This window comes from Dactylosporangium sp. NBC_01737, assembly GCF_035963215.1.
Lineage (GTDB): Bacteria > Actinomycetota > Actinomycetes > Mycobacteriales > Micromonosporaceae > Dactylosporangium.
The window spans coordinates 8,556,155-8,581,339 of sequence record NZ_CP109153.1 but is presented as its reverse complement, the minus strand read 5'-3'; the positions used below and the strand labels follow the sequence as shown (position 1 = coordinate 8,581,339).

23 protein-coding genes are annotated in these 25,185 nt (G+C 71.3%); 12 read left to right on the top strand and 11 right to left on the bottom strand.

All coding sequences use genetic code 11. The features are described from left to right. Positions 1–25 precede the first annotated feature (25 nt). From OHA72_RS38840 to OHA72_RS38805, 8 genes are read right to left on the bottom strand one after another with little or no spacing between them, the layout of a single operon-like run. Positions 26–2,398, bottom strand: a complete 2,373-nt coding sequence (locus OHA72_RS38840; protein ID WP_327001062.1) for an amino acid--tRNA ligase-related protein — start codon at positions 2,396–2,398, stop codon at positions 26–28. Next, entirely contained in the window at positions 2,395–2,865 is a 471-nt protein-coding gene (locus OHA72_RS38835; RefSeq protein ID WP_327001061.1) for a cobalamin B12-binding domain-containing protein, read from the bottom strand. The genes OHA72_RS38840 and OHA72_RS38835 overlap by 4 nt, the downstream gene beginning before the upstream one ends. Beyond that, positions 2,862–4,208, bottom strand: coding sequence for an ATP-grasp domain-containing protein (locus OHA72_RS38830; protein ID WP_327001060.1), 1,347 nt, complete (start codon positions 4,206–4,208; stop codon positions 2,862–2,864). Before OHA72_RS38830 ends, OHA72_RS38835 begins: the two co-directional genes overlap by 4 nt. Continuing rightward, a complete protein-coding gene (locus OHA72_RS38825; protein WP_327001059.1) occupies positions 4,205–5,980 on the bottom strand; it encodes an ABC transporter substrate-binding protein in 1,776 nt (591 codons plus the stop codon). The genes OHA72_RS38830 and OHA72_RS38825 overlap by 4 nt, the downstream gene beginning before the upstream one ends. Positions 5,981–6,039: 59 nt before the next feature. After that, a complete protein-coding gene (locus OHA72_RS38820) occupies positions 6,040–7,347 on the bottom strand; it encodes an MFS transporter (RefSeq protein ID WP_327001058.1) in 1,308 nt (435 codons plus the stop codon). Positions 7,348–7,355: 8 nt separating this feature from the next. Next, positions 7,356–9,008 (bottom strand): class I tRNA ligase family protein, encoded by a 1,653-nt coding sequence (locus tag OHA72_RS38815; protein ID WP_327001057.1) that lies wholly within the window; start codon positions 9,006–9,008, stop codon positions 7,356–7,358. A 6-nt stretch (positions 9,009–9,014) separates the two neighbouring features. Further along, positions 9,015–9,389 carry a cupin domain-containing protein gene (locus OHA72_RS38810; protein ID WP_327001056.1) on the bottom strand — a complete coding sequence of 125 codons (375 nt, stop codon included), beginning with the start codon at positions 9,387–9,389 and terminating at the stop codon, positions 9,015–9,017. A 24-nt stretch (positions 9,390–9,413) separates the two neighbouring features. Beyond that, entirely contained in the window at positions 9,414–10,718 is a 1,305-nt protein-coding gene (locus tag OHA72_RS38805; protein WP_327001055.1) for a lysine N(6)-hydroxylase/L-ornithine N(5)-oxygenase family protein, read from the bottom strand. A 244-nt stretch (positions 10,719–10,962) separates the two neighbouring features. Between OHA72_RS38805 and OHA72_RS38800 the strand changes: the two genes are divergently transcribed. From OHA72_RS38800 to OHA72_RS38755, 10 genes are all read left to right on the top strand, one after another. Next, positions 10,963–11,982, top strand: coding sequence for a TauD/TfdA family dioxygenase (locus tag OHA72_RS38800; protein ID WP_327001054.1), 1,020 nt, complete (start codon positions 10,963–10,965; stop codon positions 11,980–11,982). A 16-nt stretch (positions 11,983–11,998) separates the two neighbouring features. Beyond that, the gene (locus tag OHA72_RS38795; RefSeq protein ID WP_327001053.1) at positions 11,999–13,099 is read left to right on the top strand and encodes an FAD-dependent oxidoreductase; all 1,101 of its coding nucleotides are present in this window, start codon (positions 11,999–12,001) and stop codon (positions 13,097–13,099) included. 6 nt (positions 13,100–13,105) lie between these two features. After that, on the top strand, positions 13,106–14,356 hold the full coding sequence (locus OHA72_RS38790) for an ATP-grasp domain-containing protein (protein ID WP_327001052.1): 1,251 nt from the start codon (positions 13,106–13,108) through the stop codon (positions 14,354–14,356). Positions 14,357–14,380: 24 nt separating this feature from the next. Then, positions 14,381–15,190, top strand: coding sequence for a dimethylargininase (gene ddaH, locus OHA72_RS38785; protein WP_327001051.1), 810 nt, complete (start codon positions 14,381–14,383; stop codon positions 15,188–15,190). A 2-nt stretch (positions 15,191–15,192) separates the two neighbouring features. Continuing rightward, complete coding sequence (locus tag OHA72_RS38780; RefSeq protein ID WP_327001050.1) at positions 15,193–16,053, top strand: MBL fold metallo-hydrolase; 861 nt, start codon at positions 15,193–15,195, stop codon at positions 16,051–16,053. 40 nt (positions 16,054–16,093) lie between these two features. Then, positions 16,094–17,125 (top strand): guanitoxin biosynthesis L-enduracididine beta-hydroxylase GntD, encoded by a 1,032-nt coding sequence (gene gntD, locus OHA72_RS38775; RefSeq protein WP_327001049.1) that lies wholly within the window; start codon positions 16,094–16,096, stop codon positions 17,123–17,125. Between the two features lie 144 nt (positions 17,126–17,269). Further along, entirely contained in the window at positions 17,270–17,671 is a 402-nt protein-coding gene (locus OHA72_RS38770; RefSeq protein ID WP_327001048.1) for a nuclear transport factor 2 family protein, read from the top strand. 31 nt (positions 17,672–17,702) lie between these two features. Then, a complete protein-coding gene (locus OHA72_RS38765) occupies positions 17,703–19,010 on the top strand; it encodes an ATP-grasp domain-containing protein (RefSeq protein ID WP_327001047.1) in 1,308 nt (435 codons plus the stop codon). Then, positions 19,010–20,365 carry a cation:proton antiporter gene (locus OHA72_RS38760; RefSeq protein ID WP_327001046.1) on the top strand — a complete coding sequence of 452 codons (1,356 nt, stop codon included), beginning with the start codon at positions 19,010–19,012 and terminating at the stop codon, positions 20,363–20,365. Before OHA72_RS38765 ends, OHA72_RS38760 begins: the two co-directional genes overlap by 1 nt. Further along, positions 20,362–21,015: a hypothetical protein gene (locus OHA72_RS38755; RefSeq protein ID WP_327001045.1), complete on the top strand. Its 654-nt coding sequence runs from the start codon at positions 20,362–20,364 to the stop codon at positions 21,013–21,015. The genes OHA72_RS38760 and OHA72_RS38755 overlap by 4 nt, the downstream gene beginning before the upstream one ends. On the opposite strand, the gene OHA72_RS38750 is transcribed toward OHA72_RS38755, so the two are convergent. Further along, the gene (locus OHA72_RS38750) at positions 20,978–21,568 is read right to left on the bottom strand and encodes a hypothetical protein (protein ID WP_327001044.1); all 591 of its coding nucleotides are present in this window, start codon (positions 21,566–21,568) and stop codon (positions 20,978–20,980) included. The genes OHA72_RS38755 and OHA72_RS38750 overlap by 38 nt on opposite strands. 59 nt (positions 21,569–21,627) lie before the next feature. Beyond that, entirely contained in the window at positions 21,628–22,500 is an 873-nt protein-coding gene (locus OHA72_RS38745) for a hypothetical protein (protein WP_327001043.1), read from the bottom strand. 186 nt (positions 22,501–22,686) lie between these two features. Between OHA72_RS38745 and OHA72_RS38740 the strand changes: the two genes are divergently transcribed. Further along, positions 22,687–23,826, top strand: coding sequence for an alpha/beta-hydrolase family protein (locus OHA72_RS38740; protein WP_327011748.1), 1,140 nt, complete (start codon positions 22,687–22,689; stop codon positions 23,824–23,826). A gap of 16 nt (positions 23,827–23,842) precedes the next feature. Here the strand turns inward: OHA72_RS38740 and OHA72_RS38735 are convergent, their stop codons facing one another. Continuing rightward, a complete protein-coding gene (locus tag OHA72_RS38735; protein WP_327001042.1) occupies positions 23,843–24,451 on the bottom strand; it encodes an HdeD family acid-resistance protein in 609 nt (202 codons plus the stop codon). Between the two features lie 198 nt (positions 24,452–24,649). Here OHA72_RS38735 and OHA72_RS38730 point away from each other — a divergent pair, with 198 nt between their 5' ends. After that, a complete protein-coding gene (locus OHA72_RS38730) occupies positions 24,650–25,156 on the top strand; it encodes a DUF1269 domain-containing protein (protein WP_327001041.1) in 507 nt (168 codons plus the stop codon). Positions 25,157–25,185 lie beyond the last annotated feature (29 nt).

Here is a 25,185-nt window from a genome sequence, read left to right as displayed (position 1 = left end):
GCTCCTCCGCTTCGCTCCGGCCCGCTCATGGCGACACGATCCCGGGCAGCTTGGGATAGGCGTTGGCCTGCCACGCGGCGCTCAGGCCGGCCAGGTAGCGGGTGACGCGCTCCAGGCCGAGGCCGAAGCCGGCGCTGGGCAGCAGACCCTCCCGGGCGAGGTCCAGGTACCAGGTGTACTTGGCCGGGTTCTCCCCCGTCTCGCGCATGCGCTCGATGAGGCGCCGGTACTCGTACTCGCGCTCGCCGCCGCTGCACAGCTCGCCGAACCCGTCCGGGGCGATGAGGTCGAAGTTGCGCAGCACGCCCGGCTCGACGCGGGACTCGCCGTCGGTGAACCCGCGGGAGCCCTTCGGGTAGTCGACGATGAAGAACGGCCGGTCGGTCTGCTCGGAGATCAGCCGCTCGCCCTCCCAGTCGATCTCGGCGTCGGTGCTCTGCAGGTGCGCCAGCCGGCGCAGGTGCGCGACGGCGGCCGGGTGGCCGATCCGTTCGAAGTCCTCGCGCAGCAACGCCTCGAACACGTCGGGATCCCGCCCGAGCGCGGCCAGGTCTGCCTTGCTCTCGCGCAGCGTGTAGGTCACGATGTGCCGCAGCAGGCCCTGCACCACCTCGAGGATGTCCTCGCGGGTGGCGTTGGCGACCTCGACGTCGATCTGGGTGAACTCGACCAGGTGCCGGCCGGTGTCCGCGGTCTCCAGGGGCTCCAGCCGGACGTTCGGCGCGACGTAGAAGATCTTGTCGAAGGCGAGCAGCGACGCCTGCTTGTACAGGATGACGCTGGTCATGAGCTTGTACCGGTGCCCGTAGAAGTCCACGTCGATCTGCTTGGCGCCGCGCACGCCGGGATCGGTCACCGGGCCGATGATCGGCGGCATCATCTCCATGAAGCCCAGCGTGCTGAGGTATTCGCGGCTGCCGGCGAGGATGGCGTTCTGGATGCGCAGCGCCGCCTGGGTCACCGGTGAGGTCAGGTGGGCGCGCGTGCCGGGCGGGCGTTGGCCGGCCGTGATGCTGCTGTCCAGCGGCGTGGTTGTCATGCGGCTCTCCCAAGTTCGCGTCGGGGTGATGTACGGGCGGTGCGTGTCGAACCGGTCGTCGTAGGTGCGCTGCACGTACTGCAGGGCGTCGAGCAGATCGGCGGACGTCATCGGTTCGGTGGCCGGCACGGTGACGAGGTCGCCGAGCGGCATCGCGCCGATGCGCTGCCACTGCAGGCGGCCGTCGCGGTCCAGGTGGCCGCGGGCGCGGCCGGCGTTGTCCGGGTGCAGGCAGAAGGGCACGTCGAGGTGGCCGCGGGCGAACGCGGCCGTCAACGCCCGGCCGAGGTCGTCGTCGAGCGCGAGCACGTTGTCCACCAGGGCGCGGGCCTGCGCGAAGATGCCGGTGTCCGTGATGCGGGCGCGGGCGTCGACGTCGCTGGCCACGGCCGCGGCGTGCTCCAGCGCGGCGACGTTCTCGGCCACGGTCGGGATGCGGTGCGCCTCGGCGGTGGTCTTGACGATGAGCCGGCTGGCCCCGGTGCGCACGGCCAGCCGCGCGGACTCCGCGATCAGCGCGTGCGCGCCGCCCGCGGTGCGGGGGAACACCCCCATGTAGGTGTAGATGACGACGTGCGTGCGGGCGTCCGGCACGTACCGGCGGATCAGCCGCCGCAACGCCGCGACGGCCTCCTCGTCCTGCCCCGGATGGGTCTGCTGGGCGTAGCTGAAGGAGATGCACCGCACGCCGTGCTGGTGGAAGAACATGCCCTCCAGCACGCTGAGCGCGACCAGCAGCGCCGGCGGGCACAGCTGGCCCATCATGCAGCCGCCGAAGGTCTCCAGGTGCGGCTCGCGGCCGTGGTCGCGGGCCGCGGCCAGCATCTCGCAGGCCCGCCGCCAGTGCTCCACGGCGGTGCCCAGCGGCATGCGGCTGTAGGGCAGGCAGTAGGACACCGGGCCGCCCTCGGTGGCGTGCAGGCCCCGTTCGAGCAGGGTCCGCACGATCCGGCGGGGATCGGCCGAGCCGTGGCGCACCTGCACCGGGAACGCCGGTGTCAGCACGTCGGCCAGCATCCGTCCGGTGGCCGACGCCTCGACGTCGACCAGGGGGTAGCCGTTGAGGTCGGCGCCGGCGGCGAGCGCCCGGGACACCGCGTCGTGGTCGCCGACCCTCGTGTAGCTGTCCAGGGTGATGGTGCCGACGGTGGCCGCCCGCGCGCCCCGGGTCGCGAGCAGCCCCTGCCGCATGCGGACCGGGTCCGCGAAGCCCATCCTCGGCTGGACGACCAGCTCGCCCCGGGCCCGGCAGGCCGCCACCACCTCACCGAAGGACGGCGCCGGCGGCATGGCGACGGCGTCCGCCGCGGGGAACGACAGCATCCCCGGCAGTGCCCCCGGCTGTGCCACGGCGGTCATCGCGCGCCGACCGACGCCGCCGGTCGCCCGGCGAGGGTCCGCACGAACGAGCGAAAGGGGTTCAGCCCACCGGTGTCCTCGAACACGGCGTCGAACCCGGCCGCGAGCAACCGGTTGCCGTTGTGGCCGTCGCCGCCGCCGGCCACGTCGAGCTTCCCGCCGATCACCACCGGCGTCGCCGCCAGTGCGGGGCGGGCCCGCATGGCGGCGATGAGCCGGGCGCCGTCCTGGCAGCCGTGGCCGTTGAGGCTGCCGATCACCACCAGGTCCGGCCGGCGGTCCGTGCATTCCCGCACGATCACCTCGTCCGGCGTGCACCCACCGAGGTTGGTGACCCTGCAGCCGAGCTCCTCGAGCAGCAGCTGCAGGTACACCAGGTTCCAGGTGTGCGCGTCGGAGGACAGACCGGTGACGACCACGTCCAGGCGCGCCCGCGCGACGAGTGTCCCGGCATGTTGGGTCGTCACGGCGCCACTGTCTCCAGCTCCGGCGCGAACAGCTCGGCGACGGGCTCGGCGACCGGCTCCGCGACGGGCTTGGCGACCGGCTCCGCGACGGGCTCGGCGAGCGGGCGGACGTCGATCTCGATCATCGCGGCCGCGGCGTCCGCCAGGCGGAGCGCGTCGGCCGGGGTGTCCCCGGTGACCATCACGTCCCCGACGCGGTCCCACGAGCTGCGCAGCCCGCCGAACCGCTCCCCCGCCTTGACGGTGACGTCGCACAGGAACACGCCCTCGGCCCGGCCCGCCTCCTCGACGCCGCGCACGTCGCGCACGACGCCGGCGCCGATCGACAGGAACCGCACCGCCGCGCCCCGCTGTGCCACGGCCGGCAGCGGGCCGGGGATCGGCTCGCCCTTCATCACCGCGTAGTACGCGCGCACCAGGTCGACCGGGTACGCGCGCTCGATCAGCTCGATGATGCCGTCACCGGCGAACCGGCCGGCGCACTCCACGAGGTTCGGCACGCCGTCGCTGACGATCCATTCGCAGTGCACGATGCCGTCGCGGAAGCCGACCGCGTCGACGATCCGCCGTGTCTGCTCGCCGAGCAGCACCATGAGCTGCGGGGTGGTGTCGGCGGGGACGACGTGGGACGCCTCGGCCGGGATCGGGCCGGGCACCAGGCGGGCCCGGGTGACGTTGACGAACAGGTCCTCGCCGCCCCGCACCAGCATCTCGACGCTGAACTGCTCCCCCACCACGCATTCCTCCGCGAGCATCCGCAGTTCCATCGGCCGGTCCGGCACGAAGACGCCCTCGTCCTGCACGACGCAGGCCCCCCAGGCCTCCGGCACCTCGGCCGGGTCGTGGATCAGCCACGCGCCGACCGACGCCTGCCGGTTGGCGGGCTTGAGCACGATCGGGCCGCCGACCGACCGCATGAACGCGAGCACCTCGTGCGGGCCCTCGACCCGGACGCTGCGCGGGTTGGTGACCCCCGCGGCGCGGCTGACGTTGCGTAGCAACGCCTTGTCCCGCAGCAGCGACGCCGCGGCGAAGCCCGCGCCGGGCAGGCCGTAGCGCTCGGAGAGCCGGGCCGCGAACGGCGTCGCGTACTCCGTGAGCGGGATGACCGCGGCCGGGTCCAGGTCGCGGTGCGCGTGGTAGAACTCGTCGGCCTTGCCGGGCAGGTGGAACTCCCACTCGACGAGGTCCCGGACGGTCGGGCACCCGGCGACCTTGGCCCGGACGTCCCGCTTGCGCACGACGTCGGGCTCCTCCACGAAGATCACCGACCGGTCGGGCTGGATGTCGGGCAGGGTGGGCAGCGCGGCGCCCACGAAGCCCACGAGAATGACGGGTCTCACGACGCCTCCTCGACGTAGTACCAGTTCTCCGGGGTGATCAGGCCGTACGGGTTGACCGGCGTGAAACCGCGCAGGTTCGAGGCGACCTCGAACAGCCGGCGCGGGAAGTTCGGGGTGAAGATGACCGGCACCTGTTCGCTGATGTAGTCCTGGTAGGCGTAGAGCGCCTGCGGGTCGTCGGTGGTGACGGTCGCGGCGATGAGCTCGTCGGCCCGCTCGTCGCGGTAGTTGCTGAAGTTGCAGGCCGCGCCGCTCTGGAACAGGTTCTCGCCGGTCGGGTGGTTGTAGACCCAGCCGCCGTTCCAGCAGGACAGCTCCCACAACCGCGGGTTCTGCGGCGTCGGCGCGCCCGGGCCGTCCTGCGCGACGAGGACCGACGCGTAGATCTCCGACAGCCGCAGCTCGATGCCGGCCTTCCCGGCGTCGGCGCGGAACTGCTCCATCAGGCGGGTCAGCGCCGGCCGGCCCTCGATGTACCGCAACGACAGGCTCAGCTCGGTGCCGGCCGGGATGCCCTCGCCGGCCTCGCCGGGGCCGGTGCCGGGGCGCACGCACACGGCCGGCGAGACACTGGTGTCCCAGCCGTTCGCGGTGAGCAGCTCACGCGCCCGGTCCGGGTCGAACGGCCAGACCACGCCGCCGTTGCGCAGCCGCGGCGAGATCAGGTCGCTGTCCGGCAGGCTCGGCACGGGGCCGTCCTGGCGCCAGCCGTAGCCCTGGTAGATCTCCCGCGCGCCGTAGTCCTGGTCGACGCAGCTCTGCAGCGCCTGCCGGATGTACGGCTGGTGGATGAGCTTGCCGGCAATCGTGGGGTTGTAGAAGTTCAACGCCATGAAGTGCAGGCTGAACAGCACCTGCGGGACCAGCTCGTAGCGCTCGCCCAGGGGGTTGGGCCCGCCCTTGGTCGGGTCGCCGCTGGGCTGGACGCCCAGCCCCATCGGCAGGTAGCCGATCTGGATGGAGTCGCCCTGCAGCAGCTCGTACTCCTCCTCGTCGGTCTCGATCGGCACCTGCCGGAACTCCGCGAGCCGCGCCGGGTTCGGGCCGCTGTAGTGCTCGTTCGGCACGAACGTGACCGCGCCCCGCTCGGTGAACGTGCGCAGCCGCCAGGGGCCGTTGACGACGCTCCAGATCGGGCTGTCCGGCCACAGGACGCGGTGGGCGTTGCTCTCGGCGGTCGGGCTGCCGTTCTGCTCCATCAGGTAGTCGAAGACCGCCTCGACCTGGTCGATGTCGTGGCTGGCGTCGGCGGGGCCGTCCGCGGTGCGGTCCCACGCCTTCGGCATCGGCGTGATCATCGTCAGCTGGTTCATCAGGACCCAGTACTGCGAGTACACCTGGTCGAAGGTGAAGCTCACCGTGTCCTCGGCGACCTTCGTGTAGGAGACCAGGTTGTCCGGGAAGAACCCCTCGACGTAGGCGCCGAACTTCGGGCCCTTGCGGGCGAGCATGTTCATCCAGAAGATCACGTTGTCGGCGCACACGGTCTCGCCGTTGGACCACTTCCAGGGCTTGATCCGGATGCTGACGGTGCGCCCGTCCTCATCCCAGACGGGCTCGTCGGCGAGGCTCAGATCGAAGTCGATCTCCAGTCCGCCGTCCCTGCCGATCCAGTACAGCGGGCGGTACATGAGCATCTGGAACTCGTAGGTGCTGCGCATGCCGTACCGCTCGGGCGGGGTGAACGGGAAGATCACCGCCGGCGGGAATCCGGGAAGGCAGGCCCACGTGGCGACCCCACCCTCGACCGCGGTTGTCAACTGCTCGTCCATCATGACCTCTCTCGTGGATGCGGTGCCCGGCCCTGTCCGGGCCGGGCACCGGTCCGGCATCAGACCGCGACGACCACAGGTTCGGTGGGCTTGGTGGGCTTGGTGGGCTCGGTGGGCTCGGTGGGTTCCGGGGTGCGCTCGACGACCGACAGCGGCTTGCGCAGGCTCAGGTAGGTGCCGACGGCGATGACGTCGACGAGCACGACCAGGCCCCAGAACGCCCAGGGCACGGAGATCGCGTCCGCCACCGCGGACAGCACCACCGTGGCGGCCACCCCGAGTGCGAGCCCGAACGCCTGTGCGCCGCCGAAGATGCGACCGACCCGCTCCACGGGGCTGGCCTGCATCAGCAGGGTGCGGGCGGCGATGCGCCCGTTGGCGAAGCAGAACGCCGCGACCGGGATGACCGACATCAGCACGATGTAGTGCAGCGGCTCGAAGATGACCATCGTCATGCACCCGAGCTGGCCGAGCACCGCGAGGTGCAACCCCTTGATACGGGCACTGATCCAGGGGTAGCAGGCGGCGCCGATGATGAACCCGACGCCCGCCAGGGCGTCGACCACCCCGATCACCCAGGGGCTCACCTTCCAGTGCTGCAGGACGATGGTGGTGAGGATGACGTTGCTGACCATCAGGTTGGCGTTGCCGGCGGTGTACAGCAGCGCCAGCCGCTTGATCGGCTGCCGCAGCGCCGGCGCCAGTGCTCCGGTGGTCGCCGCGGCGTCCTCGGCGGTCGTGTCTGACGCCGGTGCGCCGCTCGGTTTGGCGCCGACGAACCAGGTGAGGATCGCCGAGGCGACGAAGGTGAACGCGTTGAACACCAGCAGCGGTGTCGCGCCGAACCCGACGATCAGGAACCCGGCCGAGGACGACGCCAGCAGCATGCCGGAGTTCGTGCCCATCTCGTAGCGGCTGTTGAACCGGCCGAGCCGCCCGTCCAGCACGCGCTCCTTGACGAGCGCGTTGCTGGCCGGCATGAACAGCGCCGCGGTGACGGCGAGCAGGAAGTTCGCCAGGTAGGAGCCGAGACTGACCGGCCCGCCGAACCACAGCCACAGCGGCAGCGCGAACGCGGTCACCGCGCTGACCAGGTCGGCCAGGACGCACAGCAGGCGGCGGTCCATCCGGTCCACCAGCCGGCCGAACATGACCGACAGGACGACCTGCGGGATCGACACGGCGATGAACAGCCAGCCGACCGACAGGGTGGTGTTGTCGGCCCGGAACACCATGATGGCGGCCGCGGTGATCTGGAACGCGTTGCCGGCGGTGGTGATGAATCCAGCGGCGACGAGTTGCCGTTCGGTCAGTTTCGACCGCCGGTCGACGCCGGGAGTGGTGGACGGTGTCGTGTCGATAGCCATGTTCTGCCTCAAACGATGCTGGTCGGGACGGCGTGGTCGGCGTTCGCGGTGCGCAGGCTCAGGCCGGGCACGGCGAACGCGGTGGTGTGCGTGACGTCGAACGCGTCGGCGGACAGCCGCGGCTCGAAGTCCCCGTTCTCGGCCACCTGGGCGGCGAGGTCGACGAGGATCGGCGACACGCAGGTGATGAGCGCCCGCGTCTGCAGGAACAGGTCGCCCGCCCGGAACCGCAGCGCGCCGGGCTCCGCGGTCAGGGCCAGCTGCGCGTCGGCGCGCAGCCGTGCGGTGTGCTGCACCACCAGGTCTGCGGCCCGGCTCAGGCTGAAGCTGTCCAGTTCGAAGCAGACCTTGAACCGGGAGATCATCGCCGCGACGCGGGCGTGCGTCCCCGGTGAGACCGGCAGCCGCTCGCCGTCGCCGGCCACCTCGGCCGCCAGCTTGGCGAGGGTCGTGCCGAGCTCGTTCCACGGCTCGACCAGCCGCTCACCGGCGACCTTGTCGAGCACCGCCTGGCTGAAGTTCGTCCGGGCGTGCTCCGGGGCGCTGAGGTTCAGGTAGAACCGGGCGATGTCCCGCGGCACGTCGGCCACCAGGTCCCGGGCCCACACGACGTGGCCCTTGCTGGTGGAGAACTTCTCGTTGTCCAGTTCGTAGAACTCGTTGGTGAGGATGGTGCTGGGCAGGACGTAGCGGCCCTCGTGCGCCATCAGCTCGGCGATGTGCACCAGCGCCCAGATGAACAGGTTGTCGAAGCCGACGAAGAACACGAGCTCCGCGTCGTGCTCGGCGAGCCAGGCGTCGTCGGTGCTCGGCGGCCGGTGGCCCTGCTGCAACCGGCCGTAGTGGTTGCAGTACATCGAGGCCGGCATGCCCTCGGTCCACGCGTTGATGGTCTGCCCCGGCGTCTCCGGGAACGGCGCGGGCAGGCCCCACGCGACCGGGTACGTGATCGGGTGGTCCGGCAGCGGCTTGGACAGCAGCTCGCGCATCAGCTGCACCAGGTGCGGCCGCCACGTGGACGCCTTCTCCTCGTGGAACGCGATGAGCCGCTCCCGGTACTCCTCAAGGGGGAAGACCAGGATCTCCGCCTCGCGGTAGGTGACCTCGTCGGTCGGGTCCAGCAGCGACCAGGGGTCGAGCAGCCCGTCGAAGTCGATCCAGTGGCCGCAGGCCTCGCAGATCCCGCCGCGGCTGTCCGCCAGGCAGGTCGGGCAGTCGCCGCCGACCAGCCCCTCCACGAGGTAGGTGCCGGTGCGCTCGCTGTACGGCAGCCGTACCGTGCGCAGGCGGAACTTCCCGAGCGCGTGCAGGCGGTTCACGTAGTCGTACACGGTGGACCGGTAGTCGTCGTCGGTCGGCGCGAAGCCGTCCACGGCGATGCCCATCGCCTCGAACGTGCTCCTGATCTGGGTCCATGACTTCGTGATGAGCTCGGTCGGCGTGGTGCCGAGCCGGGCGGCGGTGGTCGTGACGTAGGTCTGGCTGTCGTCGCCGCCGGAGGCGAACACCACGTCGCGGCCGATCGCGCGCTGGTAGCGCGACCACACGTCGGCCGCCACGTACGGCCCGGCGACGTGCCCCACGTGCAGGTCGCCATTCGTCGTGGGCGGGCCGCCGATCACCAGGACCGGGCGGCCTTTCCCACCGTCGGGTGCCGTCATCGCCGCTCAGGCCTTCGCCGTCAGCTCGGTGTGCTTGTCCAGGAACTTCTCCGACATGTCGGTGTCCCACCACACGCAGTACAGCTGGAAGTCCTCGTCGCTCTCGTTGATGACGCGGTGCGCGGTGTTGGGGCGGAAGTGCACGATGTCCCCGGCCCGGAACGGGCTGCGCTCGCCCTCGGAGTCCAGGACCGCCTCGCCGCTGAGGGCGATGAAGATCTCGTACTCGTGGTGCGCGTGGGTGCCGGTCGCGCCGCCCGGGGCGACCACGCACCAGGAGCCTTCGAACGGTGCGTTCAGCACCGGCCACGGCACCAGCCGCTGCGCGTCCGCGCCGTTCTCGTGGTTCATCTTCTCCCGAACCAGCGGTCGGATCTCCATGTCCGTCTTCCTTTCGTCAGTGGGTCAGCCGGCGGCCACGACGGGTGTCGTGACCGGTGCTGCCGCAAGGTTTTCCAGGTGGTCGCCGGTGAGGATGTCCTGCAGGATGTCGTTCGCCCGGGGCGCCATCACCGACAGCAGCGAGTCCGCGATGCCGTGGGTCTCCTCGTTGACGCCGTGCAGGTAGCACGCCGCCGTGCTGGGCCGGTCGATCACCAGCCGGTAGTCGCGGTTGACGGCGATCTGCGACAGGCCGATGCGTTCGGCCAGGCGCTGCACCGCGCCGGGCATCTGCGGGGAGAACCCGGTGCCGAGCAGCACCAGGTCGGTGCGCAGTTCCTGGGTGGCGCCGGTGCGCCAGTCGGTGAGGCTCAGGACGATCTCGTCGTCCTCGTCGCGCGCCGCCGTGATGTCGTGCATCGTGATCATCTGCAGCCGGGACCGGCCGGTGAAGCGGTCCAGGTACATCTGGCGGTAGAGGTTGTCCATCATGCCGGGCGCGACGCCGGCGTAGTTGGTGTGCCGCATCTCGGCGAGCATCTGGTCCCGTGCCTCGGGCCGGGCGCCGTGGAACTCGTCGACGAACGACGGGAAGAACAGTTCGTTGGTGAACTTGCTGGTCTCGTAGGTGCTCAGGCCGACCGAGCGCATCACCATCGTGGGGCGGCACTCCGGCAGGTCGATCTGCACGGAGTAGAACAGCTCCGCCGCGCTCTGCCCGCCGCCGACCACGACCACCCGGTACGGCAGGTCCTTGCGCAGACCCGCCATCCGCGGCTGGTACTCGGTGCTGTGCACGACCCGCTCCCGCTTGAGGCCGCGCAGGACCTCGGGGATGCGGATGTCCCGGCCGGTGCCGAGGACCAGGTACCGGCTGGTGATCGTCTGCCCGCCGGCGACCGTGGTCGCCCAGCCGGTGAGCGTGCCACCGGTCCAGACCGGGCTGATGTCGACGCACTCCGTGCCGCGTTGCAACTCGACCAGCGCGAGCGAGCGGGCCGTCCACCGCAGGTAGTCGGCGACCTCGGCCCGGTAGGGCGTGAAACTGCTCATGTTCACGAAGTGGTCGAGCCGGCCGGTGCTGTGCAGATAGTTGAGGAACGAGAACCGGCTGCGTGGATTGCGCAGCGTCACCAGGTCCTTCAGGAAGTTCGTGTTGGAAAGCGCGTCCGGAAACAGCATTCCGGGCTGCCAGCTCACCTCCTCGTTGCGTTCGATGATGAGAGAGTCGCGGGCCAGATCCGGTGCGAGTTCTTCCAGGGCCACGGCGAGCGCGAGGTTCGATGGTCCTGCCCCGATCGCCAGTAACTGGACATCACGATCCGCCATAGAGTGCTCCAATCGTCGTCGGGACCGGGCCGGCACCACAGTTCGCTGCCGTTGACTACAGCCCCTGCCGGCGTTGACCGGAACCCCGCCGGGCGCAGAACAATCAACTCCGCATCGACCAACAATCCCGGACATCGCATTCATTGACGCCGCTTCGACGAAGCCGTTAGCTGACAACGGCCGCCGCATTCTTGAAGCGGGCGGACCGATACACACACCTTCTCGATGGAGAGGATTGTTGGCCATGCTTGCCGATGCGGATGTCCGCACGTCGGAAAGAACATTCACCGAGTTCGTGCTCACCGATACCGTGCGGGACGCGATCGGCGAACTGCTGGTGTCCTCGCCGGATCCGGTCGACGACATCGATCGCTCGCTGACCTGGTTGCGGGTCGTGTTCTCGGCGCTGCCGATCGAACTGCTGCAGGGCATCCTGGACTTCGGGCGGCACGTCGACACCGCCGGCGTCGCGCTGGTGCGCAACCTGCCGGTCGACCCGGTGCTGCCGATGACCCCGGTGAACGGCGAGCCCAGCCCGCTGAAGCGCACGTTCGTCGCCGAGGGTGTGCTGCTGGGGCTCAGCCAGCTGCTGGGTGAGCCGGTGGGCGTCACCACCGAGAAGCGCGGCCGGCTGGTGCACGACGTGGTGCCGGTGTCCACCGGCGCGCTGTCGCAGACCAACCAGAGCTCAGCGGCGTTCCTGAACTTCCACAGCGACATCGTGTTCGACGAGTTCGGCCGCTTCGACCTGCCGAACCCGGACTTCCTGGTGCTCAACTGCCTCCGGCAGGACGTGAGCGGGGAGGCCGTGACCTACTACGCCGACGCCCGGGACGTGATCAACGTCCTGGCCACGGACGTGGTGGAGACCCTGCGGACCCCGCTGTTCCGGTTGAACGCGCCCGGCAGCTACGTGCGCGATGTCGCCGGCGGCGCCGCGGTGCTGTCCGACCCGATCCCGATCATCTCCGGCCCGCCGTCGGCGCCCGGGATCGTCGTGTCGGCCAACGGTGTGGCGGGGCTGACCGGCGAGGCGGAGGCCGCGCTCGGCGAGCTGCAGCGGGCGTGCCGCGCGGTGGCGCACCAGGTGCGGCTGGAGAGCGGCACGGCGCTGCTGATCAACAACCGCAAGGGGCTGCACGCGCGGTCGCAGTTCCTCGCCCGGCACGACGGTCACGACCGCTGGCTGCAGCGCACCTACCTGCGCCGCAGCCTGTGGGACATCCGCTACCGCAGCACCGCGGACAGCCGCCGGGTCCACTGATGACCGGGGGTGCGTCATGCGGATCGTGGTAGTCGGCGGTGGTGTCATCGGCCTGCTGAGCGCCGTGGAGATCGTGTCCACGGGGCATCAGGTGGTACTCGTCGACCAGGCCGGCATCCCGTCCACCGGCTCCACCTCCTACGACCGGCAGCGGGTCATCCGCGCGCTGCACCTGGACGATCCGGCGGCGACGGCGACGGCGGTGCAGGCGCACCACCAGTGGCTGCGCCTGCAGCGCCTGCTGGGCACCCGGGTCTACGAGCCGGCGGGCGCGCTGCACGTGCTGCCGGCCGGCGACCTGTCCCGGGCCCAGCGCATGCTGTCGGACGCCGGCTCCGGAGCGCACCTGTTCGGCCCGCTGTCGCTCGCGGCGACCTACCCGCAGGTGCGGTTCCCCGCCGGGTCGTCCGCCGTCCTGGAGGACCTGGCGGGCGTGCTGCTCGCCGACCGGATTCTCCTCGCCTGCGCGGGCTGGCTGCGGGAGTCGTCAAGCGCGGAACTCCTGCCGCACCGCACCGCGGTCCGTGTCGACGCCGACGACGCGGCCGTCGAGCTGGCCGACGGTGAGGTGCTGCGCGCGGACGGGGTGCTGCTGGCCGCCGGGGCGTGGTCGCAGCGGCTGCTGCCACCGCGGCTGGCCGGCGAGCTGGTCCTGTGCCGGCAGAGCATGATCCTCTGCGCCGTGCCCGCGCAGGACGCCGCGGTGTGGTCGGCCACGCCGCCGATCTCGACGTTCGGCACCAGCAACGGCGGATGGCTGGTGCCGCCGGTCGCGGGCACGCCCCTGAAGCTCAGCGCCGCGACCGCGTGCCGGGTCGTGACGCAGGTCGGTGACACCGGCACACCCGCGTACTGGCGGGACCATCTCGTCGAGCAGTTCGCGCCGGTGGTCCGCGGCCTCGACGCCGGCTGGGTGACCGGCGCCCGCGACGCCTACTACCTGATGCGCAGGTCCACCGGCGGCCCGATGTCGGCGGTGCTCGGCGACCGGGTCGTGTCCTACGCGGCGTGCGGGGGCTCCTCGTTCAAGTTCGCCCCGCTCATCGCCCGTTCCCTTGTGCAGCACCTGATCGGCGCCGGCGTCGTGCGGGTGCCGTCCCATCGTCCCGTGATGTGAGGTGTCATGAAACTGCTCGGGTTGGAAGCCAGCCAGAACGCCTACTACTACCTGTCCCGCTATCAGCAGATCGCCGACCTCGGTGTCGAGCTGTACGTGCTCAACGGCGAGGGTACCGACGACTTCTGGCCGGCCGAACGCTACCGCCGGGTCGGCAGCACCCACATCGACGACCTCATCGCCGACGCCAAGGCGTGGCACGCCGAGGAGCACTTCGACGGCGTCTTCACCTTCTCCGAGTCCGCGGTCGTCGCCGTGGCCGCCGTGGCCACCGCGCTGGGCCTGCCGGGCATCGGCGTCGACGCGGCGGTCGCGAGCCGCAACAAGCTCATCATGCGGCAGGCGCACGAGCGCGGCGACGTGGCGCACCCGAGCTTCGCGTTCGTCACCGACCTCGACGAGGCGCTGGGCGCGGCGCGGGACTTCGGCTATCCGGTGATCCTCAAGCCGACGCTGGGCGCGGCGAGCAACTTCGTGTTCCGCATCGACGACGAGGAGCAGCTGCGCGAACGGTACCGGCAGGCGCGCGAAGGCATCGAGCGGATGTCGTGGTACGAGATGGAGGCCGGCGGGCTGGACCTCGGGCCGCACGGCCTGCTGGTCGAGTCGTTCCTGGACGGCCACGAGCATCTCATCGAGGCGCTGGTCTGGGACGACGAGGTCTACCTCGGGTCCATTGTGGACCGGGTCACGGTCGAGGGCGACACGTTCGACGACGACGTGCACCACGCGCCGACGGCGCTGACCACCGAGCAGATCGCCGACGTGCACGCACTGGTCGCCTCCGCGGTGCGGGCGCAGGGCCTGCACCGCAGCGCGATGCACGCCGAGGTGCGCTTCCACCAGGGCAAGCCGTTCATCCTGGAGATCGCGGTGCGCCCGGGCGGCGGCGGCCTGGACTACATGGCCCGCATCTCCGCCGGCTACGACCCGATCCGGGCCGTCGCCGACGTCGCCGCCGGCGTGCGCCCGGACGTGCGGCACTTCCACCCGACCGACGTGCACACCGCGGCGATGTGCCTGCTGTGCCCGAGCGGCACGATCGAGTCGGTGACCGTGCCGCCCGAGGTGACCGACACCGAGCAGCTGTACTTCCTGAAGGTCACGGCCCGGCCCGGCGACATCATCCGCCGGCCCCCGGAGGGCAACAGCATCATCGGCGGCATCGGCGCGAGCGGCACGTCGCTGGACGACGCCATGCGGGTCGCGACCGACCTGGCCGGCAAGATCGAGGTCCGCCTGACCGGGAACCGTTGACACACACCAGTTGTGGAGGACCGCATGCGCCGTACAGCCACCCCGCGACACTATCTGATGGTCAGGCCGACGTACTTCGACGTCGAGTACTCGATCAACCCGTGGATGGACCCGAAGAAGCCCACCGACACCGGCCTCGCCGTCGCCCAATGGGAGTGGCTGCGCGACCTCTACCTCGAGCTCGGCCACCGGGTCGAGCTGCTCGAACCGCGGCCGGGACTGCTCGACATGGTGTTCGCCGCGAACGGCGCGACCGTGCTCAACGGGCAGGTGTTCGTCGCGCGGTTCCGGCACCCGCAGCGCCGCCCGGAGGCCGACGCGTACCTGGACTGGTTCCGCGACCACGGCTATCGCGACGTGCGGCAGTCGCGGTGGGTCAACGAGGGCGAAGGCGACTACCTGGTGGCCGCGGGCCGGCTGCTGGCCGGCACCGGCTTCCGCACCGACTCCCGGGCGCACCGCGAGTCGGAGGAGTTCTTCGGCGTGCCGGTGACGGGCCTGACGCTGATCGACCCGCACTACTACCACCTGGACACGGCCCTGTGCGTGCTGGACGCGGAGACGGTCATGTACTACCCCCGGGCGTTCTCCCCGGACAGCCGCCGGCTGCTGGAGGAGCTGTACCCGGACGCCATCAAGGCGAGCGACCTCGACGCCGCCGTGTTCGGTCTCAACGCGGTGTCCGACGGCCGGCACGTGGTGCTGCCGCAGGCCGCGACCGGACTGATCGCGCAGGTGCGGGAGCGCGGCTTCACGCCGATCGGCGCGGACATGTCCGAGCTGCTCAAGGCCGGTGGCAGCGTCAAGTGCTGCACGCTGGAACTGCGTGGCTGACGATGACGACCGGGTGGCAGATCGGCGACGCGCGGATCACGCCGATCGTGGAGATCGTGGCCGACTGCGTCATCCAGGCCGGCATGCGCGACGCCACACCGTCGCGCCTGCTCGGCATTCCCTGGCTGCGACCGGACTTCGCCACCGACGCCGGGGAGATGAAGAGCGTCGTCCAGGCGTTCCTGATCGAGCTCGGTGACACCACGGTCCTGGTGGACACCGGTGTCGGCAACGGCAAGCACCGCCCGGGCCTGCCCGCGTGGAGCGGGCTGGACACCGAATTCCTGCAGCGGCTCGCCGCGCACGGGGTCAAGCCCGGCGACGTCGACGTCGTGGTCTCCACGCACCTGCACTTCGACCACGTCGGCTGGAACACCACGGCGCTGGCGGACGGCTGGACGCCGACGTTCACCCGCGCCCGGCATCTGGTCACCGAGACGGAGTTCGGGTACTGGGCGACCCTGCCACAGCGGGAGACCGCGGACGACCGGGCCGGCTTCGAGGACTCGGTGCGACCGGTCCTCGACGCCGGGCTGGTCGACCTGGTCCCCGACGACCACGAACTGCGCGACGGTGTCCGGCTGGTCCCGACGCCGGGCCACACCCCGGGCCACGTGAGTGTCTCGGTGGAGTCGGCCGGCCGGCGGGCCATCATCTCCGGCGACGCGATCCATCACCCGTGCCAGATCGCGCATCCGGAGTGGAACGTGCACGCGGACTTCGACCCGGACCTCGCCCGGCGGACCCGTGTCGAACTGCTCGGGCGGTGCGCCGATTCCGGGTCCCTGCTGATCGGTTCCCATTTTCCGTCGCCCACCGCGGTCCTGATCGCGCGGAACGGGCGCGGGTTCACCGTGCAATAGCTCTCCGATCCCTGGAGCCCAACCCGAATGGAGCACAGTTGTGCACGAAATCCGCCTGAGCTCAACCGAGTGCGCGGAGGTCGAGGCGATCCTCGCCGAGCTGATCGATACGTACCCGGACGCCAACGACGCCACGTTCCTGCAGCAGGTGACTCTCTACGCGGCCCGGATGCCGCAGCGCCTGCGGGCCGGGATCAACGGGATGCGCCACCAGGAGACCGTGGGCGCCTGCCGGATCACCGGTTTCGCGGTCGACGACGAGCAGATCGGTGCCACCCCACGGCACTGGGCCGACACCCTGCGGCAGAGCACCACCATCCGTGAGGACTTCTTCTTCGTCCTGTGCGCGACGCTGCTCGGCGACGTGTTCTGCTGGTCGAGCCAGCAGGGCGGCCGCCTGGTCAACGAGGTCGTGCCGATCAAGGGCGACGAGGACCGCCAGATCAACTCCGGCAGCACCACCGAGCTGCTGTGGCACACCGAGGACGCGTTCCACCCGTACCGGGCCGACTACATCGGCCTGATGTGCCTGCGCAACCCCGACCGCACCGAGACGATGGTCGCCTGCCTGGACGAGGTCCCGATCGCTGAGGACGTGTCGAAGGTGCTCTTCGAACAGCGTTTCGTGTTCCGGCCCGACGACGCGCACCTGCCCAGCAACCGTGACCCGAACATGGAGGTCGAGCCGGGCACCGAGGCGGCCCTCGCGCGCAGCTACGCCCGGATCGAGGAGATCTGCCGCAACCCCGAGAAGACCGCGGTGCTGTTCGGTGACCCGTCCGCCCCGTACATCCGGCTGGACTCCGACGCGATCGAACGCGACATCGACGACCCTCTCGCGGTTGCGGCCCTGGACGTGTTCATGGCCGAGGTCGACAAGCACCTGCAGGGTGTCGTGCTCGAACCCGGCGACGTCATGTTCGTCGACAACTACCGCGCCGTGCACGGCCGCCAGCCGTTCAAGGCCAGGTTCGACGGGCGGGACCGCTGGCTGCGGCGCGTCAACATCACCCGGGACATCCGCAAGTCGCGCGACTCCCGCACGTCGGCCACCGCCCGGGTCGTGTACTGACGGACGGGCCGGATGGCGGGCGCCGGCCGACCCGCCATCCGGCGTGATAGCAGCGTGATACCGCGCGGTTGGGGCCGTCCCGCACAGTGAGGCACCGGCTCTGCCGCCCAGGGTTCGGGCCGACACCGATCGGAAGAGGTTCACATGGCCGGCTACGGCAGAAGGCGATCGTCGCGGGCCGCGGCCGTCACGTCGATCGGTGTCGACCACGTCCGCCTGTCCTACGACTACCTCGACGCCGGCAACCTCGACGCGTACGGCTCGCTGCTGGACGACGACGTCCAGGTGCGGCGCCCCGACGCCGGCCAGGGCCGGGGCCGCGTGCAGGTGCAGCAGCTGCACGCCGAGGTCACCGGACCACCCGGCCGGCACCTGCTCGACCAGATCATCGCCGACGGCGACAGCATCGTGGTGACCGGGCGGTTCGTCCGGCCGCCCGCACCCACCGGCACGCAGCTCGACGTGGAGTTCGTCGACGTGTTCACCCTGTCGGACTTCGGGCTGCTGCTCGGCTACCGCCGCTACTACTACGTCGCACCGAATTGAACCCACCGCTGGAACGGAAAGGCTCGAGCCCATGGACCGTGAGGGTGTAGTACTCGTCGTCGGAAGCGCCAACAGACACTACCGGGAGTACCTGCTCGACTCGGCCGGCCGACGGCAGGACCTGTGGCTGCTCGACGGCGCGCCGACGACGTGGCAGCAGCCGTACGTGCGCTACTCCACCGTGGTCCCGCTGGTCGACCGGGAGCGCCTCATCCCCAACCGGGAGCTCATGGTCAAGACCGCCCAGGAGATCGCCGCCGACCGTCCGGTCAAGGGCGTGTTCACCTACGACGAGACCCTCGTCGTCACCACCGCGTACATCGCCGAGGCGCTCGGCCTGCCCGGCCTGACCGTGGACGGGGTCGAGAACTGCCGCAACAAGCACCGCAACCGCCAGGCGCTCACCGCCGCCGGGCTTCCCCAGCCACGGTTCGCCTACGTCACCAGCCTGCCCGAGGCCGTCGAGACCGCTGAGGCGTTCGGCTACCCGGTCGTGGTGAAGCCCCGCGGCTGCGGCGCCAGCATCGGCGTGGTCCGTGCCGCGGACGCCGGCGAGATCGAGGCGGCGTTCACCGTGGCGGAGGCGGCCAGCCACACCGGCGCACCCGCGTACGAGGGCGGTGTGCTGGTCGAGGAGTACCTCAGCGGCCCCGAGATCAGCATCGACGGCGCGCTGCACCGCGGCGAGTACCAGCCGTTCTTCCTGGCCCGCAAGCGCATCGGGTTCCCGCCGTACTTCGAGGAGACCGGGCACACGGTCAGCGTCGACGACCCGCTGCTGCGCGACCCGGAGATCGTGCGGGTCCTGCGCGAGGCACACCGCGCGGTGGGGGTACGCGACGGCATCACGCACACCGAGATCCGGCTCACCGACCGCGGCCCCGCGATCATCGAGATCAACGCACGGCTCGGCGGCGACCTCATCCCCTACATCGGCCGGCTGGCCACCGGCATCGATCCCGCGTTCGTGGCCGTCGACCTGGCGACCGGTCTCGGCCCGGACCTCACCCGGACGCACCAGACCGGCACCGTCGGCATCAGGTTCTGCAACCCGCCGGTCGAAGGACGGATCACAGGGATCCGGCTGCCCGCACCCGGCGCAGTGCCCGGCCTGGAGGAGGCCAAGCCGATGGTCGAGCTGGGCACGGTGCTGCGGCTGCCGCCGCGGCAGTTCATCAGCCGGTTCGCCTACGTCATCTGCCGCGCCGGTTCCCCGCAGGAGTGCGACGCCGCGCTGGACGCCGCGGTCGCCCTCGTCGAGGTCGACGTCGACCCGATCGCTTCGTCCGTCTCGTCGTCCGTCTCGTCATCCGTCTCCTCGTCCGGGGACGAGGCGTGATGGGCACGGTGCTCGCGTCCGACCCGATGCCGCCGGTGGCGGCCGCCACGCTGCTGGTGTTCCTGGTGCAGGTCGCCACGCTGCTCGCCGCCGCGATCCTGCTCGGCAGGCTCGCCGCCCGCCTGGGCATGGCCGCCATCGTCGGGGAGCTCTTCGCCGGTGTCCTGCTCGGGCCGTCCCTGCTCGGCCACGTCGCGCCGGCCACGGCCGAGTGGCTGTTCCCCCACAGGACCGGCCAGTTCAACATGCTCGACGCCGTCGGCCAGCTCGGCATGCTGCTGCTCGTCGGCGTGGCCGGCATGTGCCTGGACGTGGGCCTGCTGCGCCGGCAGGGGCCGCGGGCCGGCGTGGTGAGCCTGACCAGCCTGATCATCCCGCTCGTGCTCGGCGTCGTGTGCGGCCTGCTGCTCCCGGCCGTGATCATGCCGGCCTCCGGCGACCGCGCCGTCTTCGCCGGATTCATCGGTGTCGCTCTGTGCGTCAGCGCGATCCCGGTCATCGCGAAGATCCTCGCCGACCTCCGCCTCCTGCACCGCGATCTCGGCCAGCTGACGCTGATGGCGGCCGGGGTCGACGACGCGATCGGCTGGCTGCTGCTCGCGGTCGTCACCACCATGGCCACGGTCGGTGTCAGCACCGGCTCGGTCCTGCTCAGCGTCCTCACCCTGACCGGCATCCTGCTGTTCACCGGGCTGGTCCTGCGTCCCCTGCTGCACGTCGTGCTGCGCTTCACGGACCGCGCCAAGGACCAGGCCACCACGGTCGCGGTCATCGCCGTGCTCATCGTGGCGTGCTCGGCCGCCACCCAGGCGCTGAAGATGGAGGCGGTGCTCGGCGCGTTCCTGTGCGGGATCGCGATCAGCTCCACCAGGCGCGTCGACGCCGCGCGGCTGTCGTCGCTGCGTACCGTCGTGCTCGGCGTCCTGGCCCCGATCTTCTTCGCCACCGCCGGGCTGCGGATGGACCTGACCCTGCTGGCCGACCCCACGGTGGCGCTGTCGGCGGTCGTGGTGCTGGCCGTCGCCGTCATCGGCAAGTTCGGCGGCGCGTACCTCGGCGCCGGCATCATCGGCCTGGACCGGTGGCACGCGCTGAGCCTCGGCGCCGGTCTCAACGCGCGCGGCGTCGTGCAGATCGTGGTCGCCTCGGTCGGGCTGCGGGTCGGCGTCATCGGCACCACCGCGTACACCATCATCGTCCTGGTCGCGCTCGCCACGTCGGTGATGGCACCGCCGATGCTGCGGTACGCCCTGCGCCGCGTCGAGACCACCCCGGCCGAACACGACCGCGAGGTCCGGCTCGGCCTCGCACGCGAGGAGCCGCCGGTCGCGGTCCCGGTAGGATCGTCCGCGTGACCCTGGCGCCTCCGACCCTGGACCGACTCGCGCACTCCGTCGAGGTCTTCAACGGGTATGCGAACGTGGACCGGACCTGGCACGAGTTCGTCGCACAGACCGTGCCGGGTGCCGATCTCGGCCGGCCGGACCACCGCCGGCTCCTGCACCGCTGGCTCAACTCGTGGGGCTGCCGCATCCGCTACCCCCGCGACGGCGAGCCCGACCCGTTCGACGACGGGATCGCCGACTGGTGGACCGCGTTCGGCGCGAGCTTGCCGACCGGCCCGCTCCGCCTCGCCGGCGACGACGACCTCGCCGCACTCGGCACCGCCTACGCGGCGCTGGCGGCCGCACCGGCCGGTCCCAGCCGCACGCTGGGGCCGACGGCGGCCGCCAAGGCCCTGTATGCGCTGCGCCCGGACACCGTGATGCCCTGGGACGCCGCGATCGCGGCCGCCCTGCACGGCGCCCGGGACGGCGCGGCCTACACCCGCCACCTGACCCTCGGGCGAGCCTGGGCGGCGGGCCTGGTCACCGAGGCGGGCGTCGAGGATGCCGCGATGCCGGCGCTGCTCGGCCGCCCCGGCGTGTCGCTGGCGAAGCTCCTCGACGAGTACACCTACGTGTTCATCACCCTTCAGCACGACGCGCAGTGGGCGGCGCGGTAGCGCGGCCCAGGGCGTGATCGGCGAGGATCCGGTTGTGGCCGCGGGCGAACAGCACCCGGCCCGAGCCCATCACCCGATCGGCGAGGGCCTGCGCCGCCTCGGCCACCACCGGATCCTTCAGCACCGCGACGATCTCGTCGGCGGGCCCGCGGACCATCATCTGGTCCTCGCCCGCCCCGTAGTACTGCGAGTCCACGAAGTGCAGGTGCGGGTACCGTTTCGCCGCCACCTCGCGCCGGCCGAACCCGGACTCCAATGTGGACCGTTCGACGATCATCAACGCGTCGACCGGTGAGCCGGGGGTCTTCGGCAGCACCTGGTAGATGACCACGATGTCGGTGGCCCGCATCGTCAGCGCCGACAGCCGCCCCGGCGTGGTGCCCGGCAGGCACGACAGCGCCCAGTACTCCCCCTCGGTCGCCGCCGCGCCGGGCATCGCGGCGGCGACGTAGGCGGTCGCGACCTGCACAACCGGCTCGAAGAACTCGCCCCTCGCCAGGCGGTCGTACTTGCGCTGCATGGTCATGCCGCTGCTGGCACGGGCTTTCGGCATCCGAACGTCTCCCGCCGTCGTGGTCGCTCAGTACGTGACGGTATCGCCCCGGCCCCGTGTCAGAGGCACAGGGCGTGCACGGCCAGGCTCCATGTCTCGGCCGGGCCCAGCGGGTCCTCCTCCCTGGCGATCGCCTGCACGGTGTCGGCCGCGCCGCCGAGCCACAGCAGTTCGGCCCACACCTGGTCCACGGAGATCTCGCTGACGAGCGCAGTGGTCGTCGTGAGTGCCTCGATCCCGCCGGCGGTGGCGTCCTCCCCGGCCGGGCAGGAGACGGTGGCCGACTTGAGGTCGGTGGCGTCGACGGGCGAGGTGTAGCTGACGACATGCTGACCGGCGATCGGGTCGGCGCAGATGCCGTAGACGTTCAGGTCCCAGATCGCGGCGTAGGGGTCCTCCTCGAACGCGTTCACGGTCACGGACGTGGCGGCGGTGGTGCTGTTGCCGTTGGGCACGACCTGGTTGATCACCACCTCGCCGAAGGTGTCGTTCGTGTCGTAGCCGACGCCCAGCAGGGTCTTGCCGGCCGGGCACCGCAGCGTGACGGACTTGTCCGAGGAGGTGCCGGACTGCCCGGCGATCCTGAGGATCACGCCGGGCGGGGCAGGCGCGCACTGCGCCTGTCCGGACACGCTCCACGCGTACGCGTAGCTGTCCGTCTCCTTCGCGGTGATGGTGGCGGTGCCGGCGACGATGTCGGGCACCATCGCCTCGATGGACACCTTCCCGCCGGTGTTGGCCATGCTGGCGCTCATCCCGATCACGGTGGTGCCCACCGGGCAGGACACCTCCACGGTCTTGCTCGCCGTCGAGTCGAAGGCGCTGGTGACCGGCGGTGTCAGGGTCATGCCTGCCAGGTACGCGTGCGCCGGCGCGGCGGACACCGCGATGCCGGCGGCGACGAGCAGGACGGCCGCGGCGATTCTTCGCATCGGATCTCCTCTGGTCGTGGAACGTTGCTGTGTCCACGCAGCCTGACCGCGCGACCCTCGGCGATCCTTCGGCGGACCTTGCGCAACACTGGAACGGGGACCCGGCGTCGGCTCCCCGACAGCGTTCGCCCTCCGCGGGTGGTGTGCGCGCACCCGCCGGGGCGCCACGCTGCGCCTGTGACACGCATGCCGGCGCGTCGGCTCGGCACGGGGCATGCGGTGCCGGCGACGATCGGGGTGCTGGCCGTCGTCGCCGCCTGCGGGCACTTCGGGCCGCGGCACACGATGCTGGTCGTCGCGCCCGCCGGTGCCGCGCTGCTGCTCCTGCTGGGGCGCCCGGCCGGGCTGAGCCGCACGGACCTGGACATCGGCCCCGGCTCCTGGGGGCGGGGCGCGGCGTACGCGGGCGCCGCCGTCGCCGCGATCGCCGTGGTGTACGCGGCGACGGCCGTGCTGCCGGCCACCCGGGACCTCGACGCCGCGCCGACGTCACGGGAACGGGCCGCGCTCGCGGTCCGCGAGCTGCAACGCACCGGCGCGTTCGACCGCAAGGTGCTGTGCGTGATCACCACGACCGGCACCGGCTGGGTCAACGAGCAGGCCGTCGAGCCGCTGGAGTTCATGTACCACGGCGACACCGCCCTGGTCGGCCTGCAGTACTCGTACCTGCCGAGCTGGATCTCGTTCCTGGTCGACAAGGAACGGGCCCGCGCCGCCGGCCGTGACCTCTTCGACCAGGTGTACCGCGTCTGGTCCCGCCTGCCGCCCGGGCAGCGCCCGAAGTTGCTGGTCTTCGGCGCGGAGTCCGCGTTCAGCGGCGTCGAGGACATCCAGAACCGGGTCGACGGGATGCTGCTGGTCGGCCCACCCAACCGCAACGAGCTGTGGCGCCGGTACACGGCCGAGCGCGACCCCGGCACCCGCGAGGTGCTGCCCACCTTCGAGGGCGGCGCCTCGGTGCGCTTCGCGGCGGACCCGTCCACCGACCTGGACGGCCCGCCGGGGCCGTGGAGCCGCCCGCGGGTGGTGTACCTGCAGCACCCGTCCGACCCGATCGTGTGGTGGACACCCGACCTGATGCTCAGCCGTCCCAACCGGCTGGCCGAGCGCCGCGGCGCCGACGTCCTGCCCAGCACGCACTGGCTGCCGTTCGTCACCTTCTGGCAGGTGACCGCCGATCTCGCGTTCTCCAACAGCGGCCCGGCCGGCCACGGCCACCGCTACGGCACCGCCCCCGTGGCGGCCTGGGCGGCCATCGCCCCACCGGCCGGCTGGACCGCGGCCCGCACCGCCGACCTGACCCGCACCATGACCCGGCCCGGCTGACCGCCCCTCCCGGGCGTCACACCTCGCGAACGGCGGGGTGACGCTGCTGCAACGCGACGGTGACCTCGCCGGTGCCGACGATCAGCGCGGTGATGCCGGTGAGCAGGACCAGGTTGCGCGGTGAGATGTCCGGCCAGGCGACGGACAGCAGCCCGGCGCCGATCGACGCGGCACCGATCAGCAGCAGCCAGACGCGGGCTCTGCCGCGGGAGAACAGCCCGAGCAGGATCTCCGCGATGCCGCTGAGCAGCCACGCCAGGCCGAGGATCACGGCCACCGCCACGGCGCCCGTCGCGCTGCTGCCGATGCAGGCGGCGCCACCCACGATGAGCACGGCGCCGAGGCCCACGGACAGGACCTGGCCGGTCAGGCCGTGGACGTCGCGGTCACGCCGGAACGCGTGGACGACGCGCAGCACGCCGGTGGCGATCAGCCAGACGCCGGCCAGGATGCCGAGCAGTCGCAGTGTCGCGGCGGGCCAGATCAGCACCGCGACGCCGAACACGGTTGTGATCGATCCGAGCGTGAACATGTGCCGGAACGGCACGGTCGTGCCGCCCGCCGCCGCTCGGACCGGGCGGCTGGTCGCGTGCGGATCGTCGTGGCGGTCGGGAATCGCGGTCATGGGCCACCCCCAGGTGCGTACGGTGTCGCGTATGACGGTTCACCCGTCCCGGCCGGACGCCGTCATCCTGCGCGGGTGGGGTGGCGTGACGGGCGGGCGCGCGATCGTCACTCGCTGCGGGCGAGGCGGTTCGGCAGCGGTGTGGCGAGCGTTGCAGGTGCCCAACCGGGCCTGATCGACCAGGTGAAGGGAAGCAGCATGAGCGAGATGATCGCAATCGAGTACGGCGACGTCGCCACCGCGAAGACCGCCCGGGAGAAGATCATGGACCTGCAGCGGCAGGGACTCATCTCCCTGCGCGACGCGGCAGTGGTCGAGGTCAGCGCCGGTGGCAAGATCAAGATGCATCAGGCGGCGTCCATGACCGGCGCGGGCGCGGCCAGCGGCGCGATGTGGGGCGGGCTCATCGGATTGTTGTTCTTCGCGCCGTTCCTCGGCATGGCGATCGGCGCGGGCACGGGCGCCCTCGCCGGGAAGGCCACCGACGTCGGCGTGGACGACTCGTTCATGCGGGACCTCGCCGCGACGCTGCAGCCCGGCTCGGCGGTGCTGTTCCTGCTGGTCGACCAGGTCACCGTCGACAAGGTCGTGCAGGAGATGGCGTCGATGCAGCTCGGCGGCCGCCTGCTGCGCAGCTCCCTGAGCCGCGAGGCGGAGCAGCAGCTGAGCGACGCCGTCGAGGCGGCCCGCCTGGCCCACGTCTGAAACACCACCGGCCTGGGACCACCCGGTCC